Raw genomic sequence first — 18,212 nt, 5'->3', positions numbered from 1 at the left:
CTACTCCCCTACTCCCACCCCACAGTTCCGCTGCGATAAAGGCAAGGTTCGTCCAAGCATTGACCGGCTCGGACCAAAGTCCAGGCCGGTTCGCTCGCAATAGAGATTGACAGGGGTCAGGAGAACCTGCCTCATGGGGATGATGCCGCCGCCGAATCGAACCACGCCTTGAAATGCAGTGGCTTCTCCTATTGGGGCCTTACCTCACGATTGCCGCGGTAAAATTTCACCGCAACGTGACTTCCCGTTGACTTCCCGTTCTGCCACATATTTGGGCAAAGCAGAACAAAGCCGGCACCACCGGCGGGAATTGGAATGGTCATGGTCTCGCGACGATCATTGTGGCTGGCAGCCTTCACGCTGGCCTTCTCGGCTTTTGCCGGTGCTGGCCTTGCCAGCGAGCCCGAAAGGGCCCAGGCCGAAAAGCCCGACCGGCCGCTCGGCGTGGTCGAACTGTTCACCAGCCAAGGCTGCAGTTCCTGCCCGCCGGCGGATGCGTTCTTCGCCGAACTCGCCACCAGGCAAGACCTTGTCGCGCTCGCCTATCACGTCGATTACTGGGACTATCTCGGCTGGAAGGACACGCTGAGCCGCAAGGAAAACACCGAGCGGCAATATGACTATATGCGCTATTTCAGCAGCCGTTCCGTCTATACGCCGCAAGCCGTCCTGAACGGGCGGATGCATGTCAACGGCGCCAATCGCGGTGAGGTCGACGGCGCGCTTGCCCGAATGGCCCGTGACGGCGAAGGCATGCGTGTGCCCATCAAGATCAGCCGTATCGGCGACCGCGTGATCATCGACACAGGTGACGCCGGCACCGGCCCGAACGACGCCCATGTCGTCATCGTCTATTTCGACGCGCCGCAGACGGTCAAGATCGGCCAGGGCGAGAATTCCGGCCGCAAGATGACCTATTGGAACGCGGTCACCGGGATCCAGACCGCCGGCATGTGGCACGGCAAGGCGCAGCGCTACGAATTGCCGCTGAGCGAGATCACCAAGAAGGCCGGCTGCGCCGTGCTTTTGCAGTCGGTCGGCAAGGATGGCCTGCCAGGCCCGATCCTGGGCGCGGCTTTCATCCACAGGCCCGGATCCGAGACCTCCCTGGAGCGCCAGCTGTAACGTCACGCGGTTCGGCGCGATCCAGACGGAAACCGTTACACATCTCCCTCGAATGCTTTCAGTGTCCGGTCAGGCGATCGGCAAAGGCGGCAAGACGTGAGGTCCGGCCCAAGCCGTTTGCTTCACGCCGGTCGGCGATGCGATAGAGCTGGTACATGGTGTGGACGCCGAGCCAACGCAGCGGTTCCGGCTCCCATTTCTTGACCGTGCGGTTGACCCAGGGCAGCCGGGTCAGTTCGGTATCGTGGCCGAGCACCAGGTCGCGCAAGGTGCGGCCCGACAGGTTGGAACTGGAAACCCCGAGCCCGACATAGCCGCCGGCCCAGCCGATGCCGCTCTCAGGGTCGAAGCCCGAAGTCGTGCACCAGTCGCGCGGCACGCCGAGCGTGCCGCACCAGGCATGGTCGAGGCGCATGCCTTTGGTCTGCGGCAACAGCCTGGTCAGCACCTCATGCAACTGATCGATGGTCGCCTGCTGGGTCTGGCCGCGCACATCGGTGCGCGAGCCGAAGCGGTAGGGCACGCCGCGGCCGCCCATGGCGATGCGGCCTTCGCGCGTGCGCTGTGCGTAGCAATAGGTATGCGCGGCATCGCCCAGCACCTCGTAACCGGTCCAGCCGATCGCGTCCCAGAGTTTTTGCGGCAGCTTCTCGGTCACCACGATGGCGCTGTTCAGCGGCAGCCAGAGACGCTCGTAGCCGGGAATGCCCGCCGTGAACCCTTCGGTGGCGCGGACGATCTTTTGCGCCCGCACGATACCCCTGGTGGTGGTGACCTTGCCCTTCTCGATCGCCAGCACCTGCGTCTGCTCGTAGATCGGCACGCCGAGCCGCGCGACTGCGGCCGCCAGGCCCTGGACCAGCTTGGCCGGCTGTACACGCGCGACGTTGCGCACGACGAAGGCGCCCAGCACCTTGTCGATGGCGATGCGCTGGCGCGCCTCCCGCGCGTCGAGGAAGGCCAGCCGCTCCGGCGGCATCTCCCAGCCCAGCAGCTCCTCGTATTCGGCTCTGGCGCGCTGCAACTGCGCGGCATTGGTGGCGACGGTGATGTTGTCGACGCGGCGGATATCGGCATCGATGCCCTCGGCCTCCGTCACCGCGATCACCTCGTCGACCGTACCGAACATGGCGCGCTGCATGTCGATCACGGCGCCGCGCGACGAGGTTTTTGCGTATTTCTCGCGCGACCAGCTGAAACCGCCCGACAGCCAGCCGCCATTGCGGCCCGAGGCGCCGAAGCCGGCGAACTCCTTCTCGACGATGACGATGCGCAGCGCGGGCTGCGCCTTCTTCAAATAATAGGCGGTCCACAGGCCGGTGTAGCCGGCGCCGACGATGCAGACATCGGCCTCGATGTCGCCGGGCAAGGGCGGCCGATAAGCGGGGGTGCCGCCGATATCGGCATACCAGAACGACACGTCGCCATTGTGCTTGGCTTGCATTGCGGACTGCTTTCGAAAGGCAATTCCGGGAAAGGCGGTTTTCCGTCCGGAGTTGCGTTAAAACAAAGGGTTTCAGGTAAGCGTCAGATCGGCCTTGTCGTCGTCGGCGAGCAGCTTGACGTCGGCGCCGGCGAACAGCACCTCGACCTCGTCTCCGATGGCAAAATTGTCTGCTTCCAGCGTCGAGCGCACGATGGCTTTCGAGCCGTCGGCCAGATCGACCTCGTATTTGGAGCCGGAGCCGAGGTAAATGGCTTCGCCGATACGCCCGGTGAGCCGGTTGCGGCCATCGCCGTCGGCACCACGGCGGGCGAGTACCAGCTTTTCGGGCCGCAGCAGCATGACCGGCCTGCCGCCATTGGCGAGACGCTTGGCTGTCGCTACCTTCTGGCCCGCTATGTCGATCGCCGTCTCTCCGCCGGAGGTGGCGGCGGCCCCGCGCAGCACGGTGGAATCGCCGATGAACTTGCCGACGAACAGCGTCGCCGGCTCGTCATACAGCTCGCGCCCGGTGCCGATCTGTTCGATGCGGCCCCGGTTGAACACGGCGATGCGGTCCGACAGCACCAGCGCCTCTTCCTGGTCGTGCGTCACATAGACGAAGGTGGTGCCGAGTTCGCGGTGGATGCGCTTGATTTCGAGCTGCAGCCATTCGCGCAGCTTCTTGTCGAGCGCGCCGAGCGGCTCGTCCATCAACAGCAGCGGCGGATCGAAGACGATGGCGCGCGCCAGCGCCACGCGCTGCTGCTGGCCGCCCGAAAGCTCGCTGGGAAAGCGGTGGCCGAAATCCGCCATCTTGACCATGTCGAGCGCCTGGCGGACGCGGCGTTCGCGCTCGGTGCCGGCCACACCGCGCAGGGCGAGCGGATAGGCGACGTTGCGGCTCACCGTCATGTGCGGAAACAGCGCGTAATGCTGGAACACCACGCCGATGTTGCGCTTGTGCGCCGGCACGCCGACGACGCTCTTGCCGCCCACTTCCAGCGCGCCAGAACTGGCCTCGGTGAAGCCGGCGACGACGTTGAGCGTCGTCGTCTTGCCGGAGCCGCTCGGCCCGAGCAGCGTCATGAACTCGCCGGCCTTGATGTGCAGCGACACGCCGTCCAGCGCCTTGAAGTTGCCATAGGCCTTGCTGATCGAGTCGAGGTCGATCGCCGCGCCCCTGCTCTCTTGTCCCCGATTCATTGGCGTCCTTTCCGCTCGCGGCCAAGAAGAAGCATGCCGCCGCCGATCAGGATCGTGGTGGCAAACAACAGGATCGTGCCGACGGCCGCTACCGTCGGGTCGGCGTCGCGCGTGATGGAAGCGTAGATCTGCACCGGCAATGTCTTGAGGTAGGGATTGGTGATGAACAGCGACACGACAATCTCGTCGAAGGAGGTGGCGAAGGCGAACAACAGGCCCGACAGCACGCCTGGCGCTATCAGCGGCAGCGTCACCGTACGGAACGTGGTGAGCGCGCTCGCGCCCAGGCTCGCCGCGGCTGTCTCGAGGCGCCTGTCGAACACTTCGAGATTGGCCGAGACGGCAATCAGCACGAAGGGCAGCGCAAGGATGGTGTGGGCGAGCACGAAGCCGAGCAGCGTGCCGACAAGCCGCGTATCGAGATAGACCGCGTAGATGCCGATCGCCAGCACCACGCCCGGCACCACCATCGGCGTCAGCATCAGCATGCGCAGCAGGTTTGCCGGCCGCGCTTTCATGCGGTCGAGGCCGAAGGCGGCGAGCGTGCCGAGCACCGTCGCCAGCACCGCGACGATCGAGGCGACCTTCAGCGAATTGAGGAAGCTGTTCGACCAATCCGGGTTGGTGACGAAATTCTGGTACCACTGCCAGGAGAAGCCCTGCGGCGGAAACGCCAGCGACTTGTTCTCGTTGAACGACATCGGCACCACGACCAGCGTCGGCGCCACCAGCCATATGGCCACCAGCAGGCAGACCAGGCCCAGGATGACGCGGGTGAGAGGCTTCATCTCCATCACTGCCGCCCCGCGTCCCGGTACCTGGATCGCATCACCGGCGCGGCGAGCGCCAGCAGCACGAAGGTCGTGACCAGCAGCACCACACCCATCGCGCCGCCCCTGCCCCATTGCAGCAGGCTGAGCACCTGTGTCTGCACCAGGGTGGACAGCATGGTCGAGCGCGGTCCGCCGAGCAAAGCCGGTGTGATGTAGAAGCCGAGCGCCAGGATGAAGACGATGATCGCCCCGGCATAGACGCCCGGCAGCGACAGCGGCAGGTAGATGGTGAAGAAGGCGCGGGATGGTCGCGCGCCAAGACTTTGCGCCGCACGCATCAGTCTGAGATCGATGCCTTTCATGACCGAATAGAGCGGCAGGATCATGAAGGGCAAAAGAACCTGCGCCATGCCGATGACCACGCCCGTCTGGGTACGGATCAGCCTGACGCCACTGAGCCCGAGCGATCGCAGGATCGAGTTGATGACCCCTGAATCCTGCAGCAGGATCACCCAGGACAAGGTGCGCACCACGCCGCTCACCCAAAACGGGATCAGCACACATAGCATCAGCACCAGCCGCACACGCGGCCCGACCGCGGTCATCAGATAGGCGTAAGGGTAGGCCGAGATCACGCACACCAGCGTGACCCACGCCGAGATGACGTAGGTCCGCTGGAGCACGGTGAGGTTGATGGGCGCGCTGAAGAACCAGATATAGTTCTGCAGGCCCCAGTCCGGCTCCGACAGGCTGCGCAGGACGATGGTGAGCAGCGGATAGCCGATCACCGCCAGGAGCAGGACCAGCGCCGGCAGCGCGAGCGCGTACGGCCGCCATGCCCAGCGCCTTTCGACAGCGGGAATGGTTGGATCGGACGCGCTCACGGTCTGTGTCCCGTCAGCCGGTCAGTTGCCGGCCATCAGCGCCGACCATTTCTCTTGCGCCACCGCGAAGTTCGGGACCCAGAACTTGAAGTTCTGTTTGTAGCCCTGCTTCTGGCGCTCAGGCGTATTGGTCAGGTAGGCGGCGACGGAAGCGTCGACCTTGGGCCTCGCGTCGTTGTTGATCGGCGTGTAGGAGGTCTTCTCCGCCAATATCTCCTGGGCATGCTTGCCGAGATAGGCATTGAGCAGCGCGTAGGATGCATCCGTATCCTTGACGCCGACGGGAATCGTCATCTGGTCCATCACCACGAGCCAGTCCTGCCAGGCTGGCGCGTATTTGGCGCCGTTCTTGACCGCCGTCATCGCGCGGCCCGTCCACATCATCAGCATGTCGGCCTCGCCGGATTCGGCGAGTTGCTGCGATTCGGCGCCGGTCTTCCAGAAGATCGTGTCGGGGCCGAGCTTGCGGACCACATCGATGGCCTTGTCGATATCGGCCACCGTCATCGTCTTCGGGTCGCCGCCGGCAACCTTGAAAGCCTGTTCCAGCAGGCCGCCGGTCGGGCTGCCGGAGCCGTCGATCCCGCGCACGCCTGGGAATTTTTGGGTATCGAAGAAGTCGGCCCAGCTCTTTGGCGGATTATCCCCGTACTTCTCCTTGTTGTACATCAGCACGACACCGTAGTTCATCGCCGGCACCGAGCATTCGCCGACTTGACCTTCCGGGATTTTCGAGACGTCGAGCTTGGTCAGATCGAGCTTCTGGAACAGCTTGCCGCAATAGACATAGGGCGGCAGATCGTCGGTATCGACGACGTCCCAGGTGACATTGCCGGACTCGACCTGCGCCTGCAGTTTGGCGATCTCCGTCGGGCCGTCATTGAGCAGCTTGACGCCGGACTTGTCGACGAACTCCTTGAGCGCGGCCGCCTGGCCGTCCTGGTAGATTCCGCCATAGGACACGAAGGTCAGCGTCTTGCCCTTCAGCGAGCCTTCAGCCACCTCTCCCGCCACCGGCTTGGATTGCGCGAGCGCGGCGGTGGCCGCCAGAAGCACGGCGACGCACGCCGCATGTCCAAATCTCAGTCTCATGATCAACTCTCCCATTGCAGCACTCGCATTTGTTTTCATTCACCCGGATGCGAGCGGTTTCCGGGCCTGTATTGATCGAGTTCGAGCGCGCCGGCGGTTGGCGGGGCGATGATCCACAGCACCTCCGCCGGCGTGTCGCCGACATTGACCGTGCGGTGCGGCACCGAGGTCGCGTATTCGACGCTGTCGCCTTCGCGCATTACATGGCGCTCGTCGGCGAGTGTCAGTTCGACGGTGCCCTTGAGCACCATGAACATTTCATGCTCGCCGCTGTGGACGTAGGCCTCGTCGCCGGTCGAGCCGCCCACCTCGAAATGGCCGGCATAGACCTCGAACTGGTGGATCGGCCGCCGCGACAGGAGCATCTTGCGGCCTTGCACGCCGACCGGCAGGACCGGCCGTTCCTCGCGCCTCAGCACCTTGTGCAGGGGGCGGGCATTGTCCTCGAACAGATCGTTGATGCCGAGGTCGAGAGCGGCGGCGATCTTGAGCAGCGTGCCTGTGTTGGCACCGCACAGATTGCGCTCGAGCTGGCTGATGAAGCTCGCCGTCGTACCGGTCATGTCCGCGAGCTGGCGCAGCGAGACGCGCCGCGCCGTCCGCAACGCCTTGATGCGAGGGCCGACGCCGACGCCATCTGGCGCGGCCGCCCCACCAGTCAATTCTTTTGCCGTGGAGTCCGATGCGCGTGGCATTGCCGTCTCCGTTTCACTTAACACCCTATTAAGTGAAACGGCAAATGGCAAGCACGGTCGACGGAATTGAATAGCGGATGTCGGGGCTGGCGGCTTCGGGCTCTACGCCGAGTTCCAGTGGTCGCCATGATGCATGCCGCCCTGAAGTATCCTCGGTTCCGGGACAACGACATGCATAAAATTGGAAGCTTACTGCAGGTCGGGCGAATCCCGTTCGCCGGGACATGCTGTAATCGGGGCAAAAGGGTCCAAAAACGAAAAAACCGACGTCAGCTTGCTTCTGACGTCGGTCATTTAGGTTTTGGGATCGTCGCACACCTGGCTTTTCCGAGGAAAAGGCCGAGGTTGGTTCGATCCGACGCAGACCCGTGGGCGGGGGGCTTGGGGTTTACGAGCCGGTGCCGGACCGAACCGTCTCAGGCAACGCCGGTAAATTCGTCGGACATTGGGGCAGGAGCGCGGATAAAAAAAGGCAGAAATGTGGCGAAGCATCACCAATTCCAACAAGCGTTTCACAAACGTGACCGGACGCGGCGGAAACGGCCCGCCGCCGGCTTCGCTTCGCCGGCTCTTGCAATTGCGGTGCGAAGAGGCCAACTTTGGTTGGCAAAGATTCATTTTGAAGGATCGAGGCATGACTGATGACGGCGGCGGGATGGGGGATGGTGACGCATCCGCAATATTGATCCCGCTACACGAGGCGCGACGCCTCGACCAGCCGGTCCGCTTCGACCGGCGTGAACTGGACCAGATCCTGAGGCTCTACGGACGCATGGTCGCCGCCAATGAATGGCGCGACTACGCCATCGACCATCTCACCGACCGCGCTGTCTTTTCCGTCTTTCGCCGCGCCAGCGAAGTGCCGCTGTTCCAGATCGTCAAGGATCCGAAACTGGCGCGCAAACAGGGCGCCTTCGCCGTCATCGCCGCGGGCGGGCGCATCCTCAAACGCGGCCAGGAGCTTGGCCGCGTGCTTGGCGTCTTCGACAGCAAGCTGATGCTGGTTCAGGTTTGAGCCGGGAATGAGGAATTGGGGAATTGAGGAAAAAGACTCTCGGCGCCTGACGTAAGCGCCCTTTTTTCTTCCGTTCTTCAGTTCCTCAATTCTTCAGTTCTTCAATTCCCTCTTCACTTCTTCAATTCCCTTCCGGAATTTCCGCTCCGGCAATGAATCGGTATCCGGTGGCACCGATGCCCCACCGTTCAGCGATAGCTGCATGAACACCGTGTCCAGCCAGCGGCCGTGCTTGTAGCCGGAGCCTTCGAGGCGGCCGGAATGGCGGAAGCCGAGCTTCTCATGCAGCCTGACCGAGGCGCTGTCGGCGTGGCCGTCGCCGATCACCGCGACGATCTGGCGAAAGCCCGCCACCTCGACCGCGCCGACCAGGCTCCGCATCAGCTTGAGGCCGACGCCCTGGCCCTTGGCATCGGGCGCGACATAGACCGAATCCTCGACGATGAAGCGATAGGCCGGGCGCGGCCGGAAGGGGCCGGCATAGGCATAGCCGAGCACGGCGCCGTCCTTCTCGGCCACCAGATAGGGAAAGCCGCCGGCCGCGAGCGTGGCGAATCGCGTACCCATCTCGGTGCGGCTGGGCGGCTCCAGCTCATAGCTCGCCGTGCCGTTGGTGACCGCGTCGGCGTAGATTTCCGTGATGATGTCGAGGTCGGCCGGGGTTGCCGACCTGATCACGATATTGCTCATTCTCTATGCAAACCTCTTATGTGCCCTCAACAACAGCAGAGGCCCGCGCAAAAGAAAAGGGCGGCCATTGGGCCGCCCTTCCGAGAGTTGATGGTCCAATACCGCTTAGCGGCGGTCGCCCATGAACTGCAGCAGGAACATGAACAGGTTGATGAAGTCGAGATAGAGCCTCAGCGCCCCCATGATCGCCTTGCGGCCGGCGACATCGGAGGCGTCGCCATCGAAATACATCTCCTTGATCTTCTGCGTGTCGTAGGCGGTGAGGCCGGCGAAGACCAGCACGCCGATCGCCGAGATGGCGAAGGAGAGCGCCGACGAATGCAGGAAGATGTTGATCACCATGGCGATGATGATGCCGAACACGCCCATGATCAGGAACGAGCCCATCGCCGTCAGGTCGCGCTTGGTCGTGTAGCCGAACAGCGACAACGCGCCGAAGGCGGCGGCGGTGGCGAAGAAGGTCTGCGAGACGCTGGCGGTGGTGTAGACCAGGAAGATCGACGACAGCGACAGGCCGACAAGGCCGGCATAGACCCAGAAGGTCGTCTGCGCGGCGGCAACGCTCATCGACTGGATCCTGAACGACAGGAAGAACACTGCGGCCAGCGGCGCCAGTATGACAACCCAGCGCAGCGGCGAACCGAAGATCGCGTAACCGAACGAGGTCAGCATCTCGCCGCTCGGCAGCGTCGCGACGGCCGAGGCCGGGTCGGTAGTGGTGGCCAGCATGATCGTGCCGACGGCGGCAAGGCCGGTGATGAGCAGGCCAAGCCCCATCAGATTGTAGACCTTGATCATATACGCGCGCAGACCCTGGTCGATGTCGGCGCGGACGCCGGGCACCGCCGACGTCTGGTAATTGCGAATGGGATCAGCCATTGGAAATCCTCTGTTGCTTCTGCCCCGTCCGGTGTCGGGCCTCTTGCGGACCCAGGCGCCGCTGGCGGGACTCCAGCATGCCTGTGCTGAAATATGATGGTTATTCGCGTCGAGAACAAGACCGTAACCGGGTGTAACGGTTCGTGACAGGCCAAAATGCCGCTTCGCCGGCCGTTTTGGATGGCATTCTTACCAAGATTTAACTGGAGCAGGCGGCGCCGGCCGGCGAATCAGAGGTTTCGCAGCACGGGTGCCGCCTTGTGGCCGAGCACCCGCCAGGTGCCGGCAAGGCCGATGCCGACCGTGATCACCAGCGAAAAGGCAATCGTGGCGGCCGCCACCTCCGGCATGAAATGCGACGGCAAGGCCATGATGCGCGCGACGACGAACCAGGCGGCGGCGCTGCCGGCGGCGAGCGCGAAGATCGCGGTGGCGAGCCCGATCAGCATGTATTCCAGCGAGAAGGCCGATATCAGCGTCGTGCGCGTCGCGCCCAGCGTCTTCAGCACCACCGCGTCATGGATGCGCGCCCGATTGCCGGCGGCAAGCGCGCCGGCAAGCACCAGAACCGAGGCGATCAGCGCCACGCCGGCCGCCGCCCGGATCGCCGTGCCGAGCTGACCGACCAGCCGGTTGACAATGTCGAGCGCGTCCTTGACCCGCACCGTCGTCACGGCTGGAAAAGCGCGGGTGACGGCATTGAGGACGCGCGCATCGTCGGCCGTCGAGGCGTTCTTTTCGGTGAGCGTGGCTATCCAGCCATGCGGGGCGCCCGCGAACGTGTTGGGCGAGAACACCATGACGAAATTGATGCCCATCGTCTCCCATTCGACCTGGCGGAAATTGGCGATCCGGGCCGTGACATTGCGGCCGAGCACATTGACGGTGATGGTGTCGCCGAGCTTCAGCCCGATTTCCTTGCCTTCCTTGTCGGAAAACGAAACCAGCGGCTCGCCGGCATAATTGTCCGGCCACCAGTTGCCCTCGGTCAGCGTCGCGTTTTCCCGCTGCGTGGCGTCATAGGTCAGGCCGCGATCTCCCTTCAGCACCCAGGCGCCCTCGGCCGGCACCTTGAGCTTGTCGACATCGACGCCGTCGAGCGCCATCACCCGGCCCCGCAGCATCGGCACCTTGGCCAGCGTTCCCCGCGGCGCCTCCTTTGCGATCAGCGAGGAGAAGGCATCGACTTCGCTGCCCTGGATGTCGACGAAGAAGAAGTTCGGCGCCCGCTCCGGCAGGTTGCCGGAGATCTGGCGCCTGAGATTCCCGTCGATCAGCGCCAGTGTCACCAGGAGAGTCAGTCCAAGCCCCAGCGACAGCACTACGGACGGCGTCAGCGCGCCGGGCCGGTGGATGTTGCCGATGGCGAGCCTCAGCGCGACAAAGCGCACGCGCGGGCTCTTCCTGGCTGCCCATTGCACCAGTCCACCGACGAGACGCAGCACCAGGAAAGCAAAAATCGTGGCGCCGACGAAGATCGAGGCGATGCGCTGGTCGCCCGAAAACAGGATCGCCAGCGCCGCCAGGAAAAGCGCGATGCCGAGCGCGCAAACGACATAGACGGGGCGCGGCAGGCCGCGGCCTTCCAGCCCCATCTCGCGGAACAGCGCGGTTGCCGGCACGTCACGGGCGCGGCCGAGCGGCAGCAGCGCGAAGGCGAGCGTCACCAGCAGGCCGAACAGCGCCGCCATGGCCAGCGCGCCGGGATAGAAGCCTCCCTGAGCCGGCACCGGAATGACGGATTGCAGGGCGGCACTTGCGACAAAGGGCATCAGCGCGCCCAGCACCAGGCCGGCGCCAATGCCGAGCAGGGCGATGATCAGGATCTGCACGAGGTAGACGGCAAAGACGAAGCCGCCGGATGCGCCCAGGCTCTTGAAGGTCGCGATGACGCCGCGTTTGCCGTCGAGATAGGCACGCACCGCATTGGCGACGCCGACGCCGCCGACCACCAGCGCGGTGAGCCCGACCAGCGTCAGGAACTGCGAGAAGCGTTCGATGTTGGAAGACAGTGCCGGCGCGGCATTGCTGCGCGTGCGGACCGACCAGCCGGCCTCCGGAAAATCCTTGGCCGCCTGGTCCTGGATGGCCTTGAGCCTCGCCTCGTCGGCACCGGCGGGCAGCCGGACCTTGTAGGCGTTCTCGACCAGGCTGCCCGGCTGGACCAGCCCGGTGGCGGCCAGGGCCTCGGTCGAGATCATCAGCCTTGGCGCGAAGCCGAACCCGTCGGAGACCGCGTCGGGCTCGGTCACCAGCCTGGCGCGCAGTTCGAAGATGGCGGTGCCGAGCTTCAGCCGGTCGCCGATCTTGAGATGCAGCCGTTCGAACAAGAGGTCGGGTGCCGCGGCGCCGAAAACGCCGAACTGCCCGCCGAACAGTTCCTGCTTCGACAGCGCCGGTTCGGTTTCCAGCGCGCCATAGAGCGGATAGGCATCGTCGACCGCCTTGGCCTCGACCAGCGCCTGGTCGGATCCGTCGGCCAGGCGCGCCATCGAGCGCATGCCGGCGGTATGCGAAACGATGCCCAGCCCATCGAGAAAGCCACGTTCGGCCTGGCTGGCGGCGCGCTGGTTGATCTGGAAGCGAAGATCGCCGCCGAGCAGCGTCTGGCCCTGATCGGCGACACCGGCGGTGATGGAGCGGGCCACCGAATTGACGCCGCCGATGGCCGCGACACCGAGCGCGATGCAGGCGAGGAAGATGAGGAACCCGGACAGACCGCCACGCATCTCGCGCAGCGAGAAGCGGATGGCAAGCTTCAAGGTCCGCGCCAGCGACATCAGGCGGTGACCTTGGTCGGCGCCGGCGCTTCGATCCGCCCGGAGCGCATCGAAACCTGGCGCGAGCAGCGCGCCGCGAGCGCCGGATCATGAGTGACCAGCACCAGCGTCATGCCGCGCTCGGCGGCCTTGGCGAACAGGAGGTCGGCGACCTGCCGCCCCGTCGCCTGGTCGAGATTGCCGGTCGGCTCGTCGGCGATAAGGATGCGCGGCGACGGTGCCAGCGCACGGGCGATCGCCACGCGCTGCTGCTCGCCACCCGAGAGTTCCCCGGGATAATGGGTGACGCGGTCGCTGAGGCCCACGGCCGCCAGTTCCCGCTCCGCCACCGAAAACGGATCGGCGTTGCCGGCCAGTTCCAGCGGCACCGCGACGTTCTCGAGCGCTGTCATGTTGGGGATGAGGTGGAAGGACTGGAACACGATGCCAATGTTTCGGCCGCGAAACGAGGCGATCTGATCCTCGCTTTTGCCGTTGAGCAGCTCGCCGGCGATTCGTACCGTGCCCGAATCGACCCTTTCCAGCCCGGCCAACACCATCAGCAATGTCGACTTGCCGGACCCGGACGGACCGACGATGCCCGTCGCCTCGCCACGCGCGACTTCGAGGCTGACGCCCTTGAGCACATGGACGGACGAAGCCCCTTCGCCGAGCGTCAGGGATACGTCTTTCAGCGCAATGACGGCTTCTGTCAAAATGAAAGCGTCCTATATGGGAAGGGAGGCTCTGCCTGTCGGAAGCCATCGCCGGAAGAATTCTCTGTCATATGGGGCCTGCCGCATGTCTTTCAAACGCCTGATAGCCGCAGGCCTGATCGTTTTCCTCGCCATTTGCGGCGCCATTTCGTCGGCGCGCGCCGAGCCATTCAAGATCGTCGGCTTCGGCGACAGCCTGATGGCGGGGTTCGGCCTTGGCCCGGGCGAGGGCTTTACCGACAAATTGCAGGCCGCCCTTCGCGCCAGGGGCCATGACGTCACCGTCGCCAATGCCGGCGTCTCCGGCGACACCTCCAGCGGCGGCTTGGCGCGGCTCGACTGGTCGGTGCCGGACGGGACGCAGCTTGTAATCCTCGAACTCGGCGCCAACGACATGCTGCGTGGCGTCTCGCCCGACATCACCCGGAAGAACCTTGACGCCATGCTCGGCAAGCTCGAGGAGCGCAAGATTGCCGTGCTCCTGGCCGGCATGCGCGCCGCGCCCAATCTCGGCGCCGACTACCAGAACGCCTTCGACGCCGTCTTTCCGGAACTCGCCGCGAAATACGGCGTTACGCTTTACCCGTTCTTTCTCGACGGCGTCGCCGGCCAGCCCAGTTTGCAACTCGAGGACGGCTTGCATCCGAACGCCAAAGGGGTCGACCTGATGGTCGAGCGGATCCTGCCGACGGTCGAAAAGGCCATCGCCGCGGTGCCGGGAGGGTTCGTGATATCCGATTAAGCCGCTTTCCCTTGGGGAAACTTTTAGCAAAGCCTGTGACCAACAAACCACTTGCTCCATTTGATCATCGATGATTCGCTAGGGATGACAGTTCGATTCGAGGAAGGGAGGCTCTTCATGCCGCGTCTTTTCATCGCCCTCGAAATTCCGCGTGATGCCGCCCTTTCGCTGTCCCTGCTCCGCGGCGGCCTGCCCGGGGCCCGCTGGATCGACGTCGAAAACTACCATCTGACGCTGCGCTTCATCGGTGATGTCGAAGGCCATGTCGCCGACGAGATCGCCAACGCGCTCGACCGGGTGCACCGTCCTTCCTTCTCGCTGGCGCTGTCGGGTGTCGGCGCTTTCGGCCAGAAGAAGCCGCATGCTGTGTGGGCCGGCGCTTCCCCCTCGCCCGATCTGGCCGCCCTTCAGGCCGAGATCGAGCGCATTTGCCAACGGCTCGGCATCCCCGCCGATCCGCGCAAATTCATGCCGCATGTGACGCTGGCGCGCCTGCGCAATTCGAGCCCGCTCGACGTCGCCCAATATCTGTCGGCGCGCGGCAATTTCTCGACGCTGCCGTTCCGCGTCAGCCGCTTCGTCTTGATGTCGTCGCGCGATTCGGTCGGTGGCGGCCCCTATGTCGTGGAGGAAGTCTGGCCGCTGTCCGGCGTCGATACGCGCGCCGCCAGCCGTGTCGCCAGCGCCTCCGATGCCTCGCGGATCATGCGGTAGACCGAAGCGAACGCTTCCCGGTCCTCGTAATAGGGATCGGCCACATCGAGCGGCTTTCCCTCGGCGAATTCCAGGAACAGGTGGATGCGATCGCGCACCGCCGTCGGCGCCAGCGCCTTCAGGTCGGCGACGTTGGACCGGTCCATGCCGAGGATCAGGTCGAAGCGCTGAAAATCCTCCGGCATGATCTTGCGCGCCCGCTGCCGCGAGATGTCGATGCCGTGGCGCGACGCGATGGCAATCGAGCGCGGATCGGGAGCGGAGCCGACCTCCCAGCCGCTGGTTGCGGCCGAATCGAGCAAGATATCCCCGCCATGTCCGCGCTCCGAAAACACGGCGCGAAGCACGCCTTCCGCCAGCGGCGACCGGCAGATGTTGCCGAGGCAGACGAAAAGAATGGAATTTATGGGCTTCGCGATCATGGATCCGGCGCTATGTTGATTTCAGCGCAATAGCACGGGAGGCGGACATGACGAGAGAGAAACTGGGCAGGGAAGCCGCCGAAGCAGCGCTGACGGCGCTTGACGGCTGGGCGCTGGCAAAGGACGGCGCCTCGATCGCCCGCACCTTCACCTTCAACAATTTCTCCGAAGCCTTCGCTTTCATGACCCGCGTCGCGCTGGCCGCCGAGAAGATGGACCATCATCCCGACTGGTCGAATGTCTACAAGACGGTCGACGTGACCTTGAACACGCATGACGCCGGCGGCGTCACGGCGCTCGATATCGAACTGGCCAAGAAGATGAACCGCTATTTCGGCGGCTGAACACCGGCCGGCCATGCTCGCGGCGGGCGCCGACCCGCCAAATCGGGCGCCCGCATCTTGCAGCCGGGTTCGGCTTTCACCACATTTTGATCGGCCGGGATGCGCCAGCATGCGCATGGGACCCGCAAGGAGAGATTGATGTCGCAGGAATCCGGTTTTGACTTCTTTGGCTTTGGCGACAGGCTGGGCGGCGAAGGCGAAGTGCGCGAAAAGTTCTGGCGCACGGCCAAGAAGGCAGCACGGCAGATTCCGTTCATGGAAGACGTCGTCGCCGCCTATTACTGCGCCATGGACAAGAACACGCCGCTGCGCGCCAAGGGCATATTGGTGGCCGCGCTCGGCTATTTCGTCCTGCCAGTCGACCTCGTCCCCGACTTCATCTTCGGCCTCGGCTTCACAGACGACATCGCCGTCCTGACCGCCGCGATCACCGCCGTCAGCGCCCATATCACGCCGGCGCATCGCCAAGCCGCCAAGGACGCCATCGCCGACAAGGGCTAAAGTCCCGCCGCCGAAACCCGCCGCGTCGCCCGGCCTCTGGACAGAGGCGTTCAGCGGCGCTCAACAGTCAAACTCTTGCCGTTTTCGTGGCCTCCAAGTCGCCAAAGGGACGCTGTGCCGGCCGCTGACTACGCGGCGGCGCGGAAATGGCGGCGGTTTCCTGGGGTGAAGGTCCCTTTTCTCTTGGGAAATTCACCGTTTGGTAACCCAGATTAAATCAAAATGAAGCGACGGCAGGACGCCACGCGGCCCGCCTCCGCACCATTTGGAATACGGGAAAAACGATGCGCGGATTGATAGCACTAGTTTCGAGCCTGGTCCTGGCGGCCTCGGCAGCGCCGGCGCTGGCCCAGCAGGCGACCAAGATCGGCCAGCACAATGCCTGGGGCACCTACAGTTACCAGGCGTCGGGCGGCAAGGTCTGCTACGTGCTGACCGTGCCGACCGACAAGCAGCCGCCGACGCTCGACCACGGCGACATGTTCTTCTTCGTCAGCCAGCGGCCCGGCCAGCAGGTATCCTATGAGCCGCAGTTCATCGCCGGCTACAATTTCCAGGAAGGCTCCAAGGCCACCGTCACAATCGACAAGAAGACCTTCTCGATGTTCACGCGTGGAAAATCGGCCTGGGTCGAGAACGCCGCCGAGGAACCGGTGCTGATCGCCGCCATGAAGACCGGCACCGACATGAAGGTGTCGGCGAAGTCGGGCCGCGGCAATCCCACGAACTATGTCTTCTCGCTGAAGGGCATTTCGGCGGCGCTGTCCTCGATCGCCAAGTGCAAATAGGCTATCTTCGGTTTTGAACCAAAGGCCGGGCTGCGACGCCCGGCCTTTTGCTTTTCAGCTCTGGCCCGAGTCCGGTGCGGCCTCCGCCCGCCGCCGCCGGATCGCCTCGGCGATGAAGATCCGCGACAGGGCGTGGTAGAGCGGCTCGTGCGAGATCAGGCGCGCCGTGCCGTAGCCCAGCATCGAGGCCAGCATCAGGCCGATGACATTGTCGTGATTGCCGGTCATTTCGAGGATGATGACGAAGGCGGTCATCGGCGCCTGCACCACGCCGGCGAAATAGCCGGCCATGCCGAGCAGCGCCGCGACGCCGGCGCTGCTGCCGAACACCAGGCCGAGCGAACTGCCGATGCCGGCGCCGACCGCCAGCGAGGGCGCGAAGATGCCGCCGGGTATTCCTGAAATCATCGACAGCAGCCCGGCTGCGAATTTCTCGGCAAAGAAGAACCAGGGCAGCGGCGTGCCTTCGACCGCGCTGCGCGCCTGGGCGTAGCCGGTGCCGAAGGTCAGCCCGCCCGAGACGATGCCGATCACCGCCACCGCCAGTCCGCAGACCGCCGCCACCAGCAGCGCGCGCCATAGCGGCTGCAGTGCGTTCCAGCGTCGGATCCTGCGTGTCGCCTTGAGCGCCAGCAACGAGAACAAGGCGCCAAAGCCGCCGCCGATGACGCCGCAGGCAATCACCAGCGGCCAGTCGACGGCAAACGAGATCGTGTCCTTGGACACGCCGAAATAGGTGTAGTTGCCGAGCACGCCGAGCGAGGCGAGGCCGGCCAGGATGACCGCCGTCAGCACTAGGCCGTTGGTGCGTGACTCATAGGTACGGCCCATCTCCTCGATGGCGAAGACGATACCGGCGAGCGGCGTGTTGAAGGCGGCGGCGATGCCGGCGGCCGATCCCGCCAGGATCAGGCCGCGCGCCTGCGCCATGCCGCCCCAGCGCGCCGCCTGCAGCATCAGCGACGCGCCAACCTGCACGGTCGGACCCTCGCGGCCGATGGAAGCGCCGCAGAACAGCCCGACGATGGTCAGCACGATCTTGCCCGCCACCAGCCTGAGCGACAGGATATGGCTGCGGTCGTCGTCGTCGCGCAGGTGCCGGGCGGCGATCGCCTGCGGAATGCCGCTCCCTTGCGACCCCGGAAAGAAGGCGTGCGCCAGCCACGCGCACAGGACGAAGCCGAGCGGTGTGATCGCCAGCGGCAGATAGAACCGCCAGCCGCCATCATCACCGATCAGCACATGGAACAGCGCCTGTGCCTTGTCGGCCAGCACGGCAAACAACACGCTGATCAGGCCGATCGAGATCGCACCGGCCCAGAACACCAGACGCGGCTGCCAGACACGGCGCGTGGCCCACATCGCCTGCGAACGCCGCAGCATGGGATGTCTTCGCGATTGGCCGGCCATGTGTGTCCTCGTGGGGAAAACCCAGCCCTAACAC

General features: G+C 64.6%; 19 protein-coding genes. 7 read left to right on the top strand and 12 right to left on the bottom strand.

What is annotated here, in order from left to right:
• Nucleotides 1-315 precede the first annotated feature (315 nt).
• Nucleotides 316-1,125, top strand: a complete 810-nt coding sequence (locus tag FJW08_RS30855; protein ID WP_140813584.1) for a thioredoxin family protein — start codon at nucleotides 316-318, stop codon at nucleotides 1,123-1,125.
• Between the two features lie 58 nt (nucleotides 1,126-1,183).
• Here FJW08_RS30855 and FJW08_RS30850 read toward each other — a convergent pair whose 3' ends face one another.
• The 6 genes from FJW08_RS30850 to FJW08_RS30825 all read right to left on the bottom strand — a co-directional run bounded on the left by FJW08_RS30850 (nucleotide 1,184) and on the right by FJW08_RS30825 (nucleotide 7,198).
• A complete protein-coding gene (locus tag FJW08_RS30850; protein ID WP_140813583.1) occupies nucleotides 1,184-2,569 on the bottom strand; it encodes an FAD-binding oxidoreductase in 1,386 nt (461 codons plus the stop codon).
• Nucleotides 2,570-2,641: 72 nt separating this feature from the next.
• Nucleotides 2,642-3,754, bottom strand: a complete 1,113-nt coding sequence (locus tag FJW08_RS30845; protein WP_140763987.1) for an ABC transporter ATP-binding protein — start codon at nucleotides 3,752-3,754, stop codon at nucleotides 2,642-2,644.
• Nucleotides 3,751-4,548, bottom strand: a complete 798-nt coding sequence (locus FJW08_RS30840; protein ID WP_140813582.1) for an ABC transporter permease — start codon at nucleotides 4,546-4,548, stop codon at nucleotides 3,751-3,753. Before FJW08_RS30840 ends, FJW08_RS30845 begins: the two co-directional genes overlap by 4 nt.
• Nucleotides 4,548-5,411, bottom strand: coding sequence for an ABC transporter permease (locus FJW08_RS30835; RefSeq protein WP_140813581.1), 864 nt, complete (start codon nucleotides 5,409-5,411; stop codon nucleotides 4,548-4,550). The genes FJW08_RS30840 and FJW08_RS30835 overlap by 1 nt, the downstream gene beginning before the upstream one ends.
• Nucleotides 5,412-5,432: 21 nt before the next feature.
• Complete coding sequence (locus FJW08_RS30830) at nucleotides 5,433-6,503, bottom strand: PotD/PotF family extracellular solute-binding protein (protein ID WP_181183095.1); 1,071 nt, start codon at nucleotides 6,501-6,503, stop codon at nucleotides 5,433-5,435.
• A 35-nt stretch (nucleotides 6,504-6,538) separates the two neighbouring features.
• Entirely contained in the window at nucleotides 6,539-7,198 is a 660-nt protein-coding gene (locus FJW08_RS30825) for a cupin domain-containing protein (protein ID WP_140813579.1), read from the bottom strand.
• 634 nt (nucleotides 7,199-7,832) lie between these two features.
• Here FJW08_RS30825 and FJW08_RS30820 point away from each other — a divergent pair.
• Complete coding sequence (locus FJW08_RS30820) at nucleotides 7,833-8,213, top strand: DUF2794 domain-containing protein (RefSeq protein ID WP_140763972.1); 381 nt, start codon at nucleotides 7,833-7,835, stop codon at nucleotides 8,211-8,213.
• A gap of 93 nt (nucleotides 8,214-8,306) precedes the next feature.
• Here FJW08_RS30820 and FJW08_RS30815 read toward each other — a convergent pair whose 3' ends face one another.
• The 4 genes from FJW08_RS30815 to FJW08_RS30800 all read right to left on the bottom strand — a co-directional run bounded on the left by FJW08_RS30815 (nucleotide 8,307) and on the right by FJW08_RS30800 (nucleotide 13,257).
• Nucleotides 8,307-8,903, bottom strand: coding sequence for a GNAT family N-acetyltransferase (locus FJW08_RS30815; RefSeq protein WP_140813578.1), 597 nt, complete (start codon nucleotides 8,901-8,903; stop codon nucleotides 8,307-8,309).
• Between the two features lie 105 nt (nucleotides 8,904-9,008).
• Nucleotides 9,009-9,782 (bottom strand): Bax inhibitor-1/YccA family protein, encoded by a 774-nt coding sequence (locus FJW08_RS30810; protein WP_140763966.1) that lies wholly within the window; start codon nucleotides 9,780-9,782, stop codon nucleotides 9,009-9,011.
• A 230-nt stretch (nucleotides 9,783-10,012) separates the two neighbouring features.
• Entirely contained in the window at nucleotides 10,013-12,562 is a 2,550-nt protein-coding gene (locus FJW08_RS30805; protein WP_140813577.1) for an ABC transporter permease, read from the bottom strand.
• Nucleotides 12,562-13,257: an ABC transporter ATP-binding protein gene (locus FJW08_RS30800; protein WP_140813576.1), complete on the bottom strand. Its 696-nt coding sequence runs from the start codon at nucleotides 13,255-13,257 to the stop codon at nucleotides 12,562-12,564. The genes FJW08_RS30805 and FJW08_RS30800 overlap by 1 nt, the downstream gene beginning before the upstream one ends.
• 85 nt (nucleotides 13,258-13,342) lie before the next feature.
• On the opposite strand from FJW08_RS30800, the gene FJW08_RS30795 reads away from it, so the two are divergent.
• Nucleotides 13,343-13,999, top strand: a complete 657-nt coding sequence (locus FJW08_RS30795) for an arylesterase (RefSeq protein ID WP_140813575.1) — start codon at nucleotides 13,343-13,345, stop codon at nucleotides 13,997-13,999.
• A gap of 117 nt (nucleotides 14,000-14,116) precedes the next feature.
• Nucleotides 14,117-14,713 (top strand): RNA 2',3'-cyclic phosphodiesterase, encoded by a 597-nt coding sequence (gene thpR, locus FJW08_RS30790; protein WP_140813574.1) that lies wholly within the window; start codon nucleotides 14,117-14,119, stop codon nucleotides 14,711-14,713.
• On the opposite strand, the gene FJW08_RS30785 is transcribed toward thpR, so the two are convergent.
• Nucleotides 14,617-15,135, bottom strand: a complete 519-nt coding sequence (locus tag FJW08_RS30785; protein ID WP_140813573.1) for a low molecular weight protein-tyrosine-phosphatase — start codon at nucleotides 15,133-15,135, stop codon at nucleotides 14,617-14,619. The two genes, thpR and FJW08_RS30785, sit on opposite strands and share 97 nt — an antisense overlap.
• A 47-nt stretch (nucleotides 15,136-15,182) precedes the next feature.
• Here FJW08_RS30785 and FJW08_RS30780 point away from each other — a divergent pair, with 47 nt between their 5' ends.
• From FJW08_RS30780 to FJW08_RS30770, 3 genes are all read left to right on the top strand, one after another.
• Complete coding sequence (locus FJW08_RS30780; protein ID WP_140813572.1) at nucleotides 15,183-15,479, top strand: 4a-hydroxytetrahydrobiopterin dehydratase; 297 nt, start codon at nucleotides 15,183-15,185, stop codon at nucleotides 15,477-15,479.
• A 138-nt stretch (nucleotides 15,480-15,617) separates the two neighbouring features.
• A complete protein-coding gene (locus FJW08_RS30775; protein ID WP_140813571.1) occupies nucleotides 15,618-15,980 on the top strand; it encodes a YkvA family protein in 363 nt (120 codons plus the stop codon).
• 284 nt (nucleotides 15,981-16,264) lie between these two features.
• On the top strand, nucleotides 16,265-16,768 hold the full coding sequence (locus FJW08_RS30770; protein ID WP_127278701.1) for an invasion associated locus B family protein: 504 nt from the start codon (nucleotides 16,265-16,267) through the stop codon (nucleotides 16,766-16,768).
• A gap of 54 nt (nucleotides 16,769-16,822) precedes the next feature.
• Here FJW08_RS30770 and FJW08_RS30765 read toward each other — a convergent pair whose 3' ends face one another.
• Nucleotides 16,823-18,178, bottom strand: a complete 1,356-nt coding sequence (locus tag FJW08_RS30765) for a chloride channel protein (protein WP_140813570.1) — start codon at nucleotides 18,176-18,178, stop codon at nucleotides 16,823-16,825.
• Nucleotides 18,179-18,212: the final 34 nt, after the last annotated feature.

This window comes from Mesorhizobium sp. B3-2-1 (assembly GCF_006439515.1).
GTDB lineage: Bacteria > Pseudomonadota > Alphaproteobacteria > Rhizobiales > Rhizobiaceae > Mesorhizobium.
The sequence above is the reverse complement of the archived record's forward strand: the minus strand, read 5'-3'. Positions and strand labels throughout refer to the sequence as shown.

Excerpts from the sequence above, each read along its gene's own strand:
- FJW08_RS30855 (WP_140813584.1), top strand. The coding sequence starts at position 316 with ATGGTCATGGTCTCGCGACGATCATTGTGGCTGGCAGCCTTCACGCTG.
- FJW08_RS30850 (WP_140813583.1), bottom strand. The coding sequence starts at position 2,569 with ATGCAAGCCAAGCACAATGGCGACGTGTCGTTCTGGTATGCCGATATC.
- FJW08_RS30845 (WP_140763987.1), bottom strand. The coding sequence starts at position 3,754 with ATGAATCGGGGACAAGAGAGCAGGGGCGCGGCGATCGACCTCGACTCG.
- FJW08_RS30840 (WP_140813582.1), bottom strand. The coding sequence starts at position 4,548 with ATGGAGATGAAGCCTCTCACCCGCGTCATCCTGGGCCTGGTCTGCCTG.
- FJW08_RS30830 (WP_181183095.1), bottom strand. The coding sequence starts at position 6,503 with ATGAGACTGAGATTTGGACATGCGGCGTGCGTCGCCGTGCTTCTGGCG.
- FJW08_RS30825 (WP_140813579.1), bottom strand. The coding sequence starts at position 7,198 with ATGCCACGCGCATCGGACTCCACGGCAAAAGAATTGACTGGTGGGGCG.
- FJW08_RS30820 (WP_140763972.1), top strand. The coding sequence starts at position 7,833 with ATGACTGATGACGGCGGCGGGATGGGGGATGGTGACGCATCCGCAATA.
- FJW08_RS30815 (WP_140813578.1), bottom strand. The coding sequence starts at position 8,903 with ATGAGCAATATCGTGATCAGGTCGGCAACCCCGGCCGACCTCGACATC.
- FJW08_RS30810 (WP_140763966.1), bottom strand. The coding sequence starts at position 9,782 with ATGGCTGATCCCATTCGCAATTACCAGACGTCGGCGGTGCCCGGCGTC.
- FJW08_RS30805 (WP_140813577.1), bottom strand. The coding sequence starts at position 12,562 with ATGTCGCTGGCGCGGACCTTGAAGCTTGCCATCCGCTTCTCGCTGCGC.
- FJW08_RS30795 (WP_140813575.1), top strand. The coding sequence starts at position 13,343 with ATGTCTTTCAAACGCCTGATAGCCGCAGGCCTGATCGTTTTCCTCGCC.
- thpR (WP_140813574.1), top strand. The coding sequence starts at position 14,117 with ATGCCGCGTCTTTTCATCGCCCTCGAAATTCCGCGTGATGCCGCCCTT.
- FJW08_RS30785 (WP_140813573.1), bottom strand. The coding sequence starts at position 15,135 with ATGATCGCGAAGCCCATAAATTCCATTCTTTTCGTCTGCCTCGGCAAC.
- FJW08_RS30780 (WP_140813572.1), top strand. The coding sequence starts at position 15,183 with ATGACGAGAGAGAAACTGGGCAGGGAAGCCGCCGAAGCAGCGCTGACG.
- FJW08_RS30775 (WP_140813571.1), top strand. The coding sequence starts at position 15,618 with ATGTCGCAGGAATCCGGTTTTGACTTCTTTGGCTTTGGCGACAGGCTG.
- FJW08_RS30770 (WP_127278701.1), top strand. The coding sequence starts at position 16,265 with ATGCGCGGATTGATAGCACTAGTTTCGAGCCTGGTCCTGGCGGCCTCG.
- FJW08_RS30765 (WP_140813570.1), bottom strand. The coding sequence starts at position 18,178 with ATGGCCGGCCAATCGCGAAGACATCCCATGCTGCGGCGTTCGCAGGCG.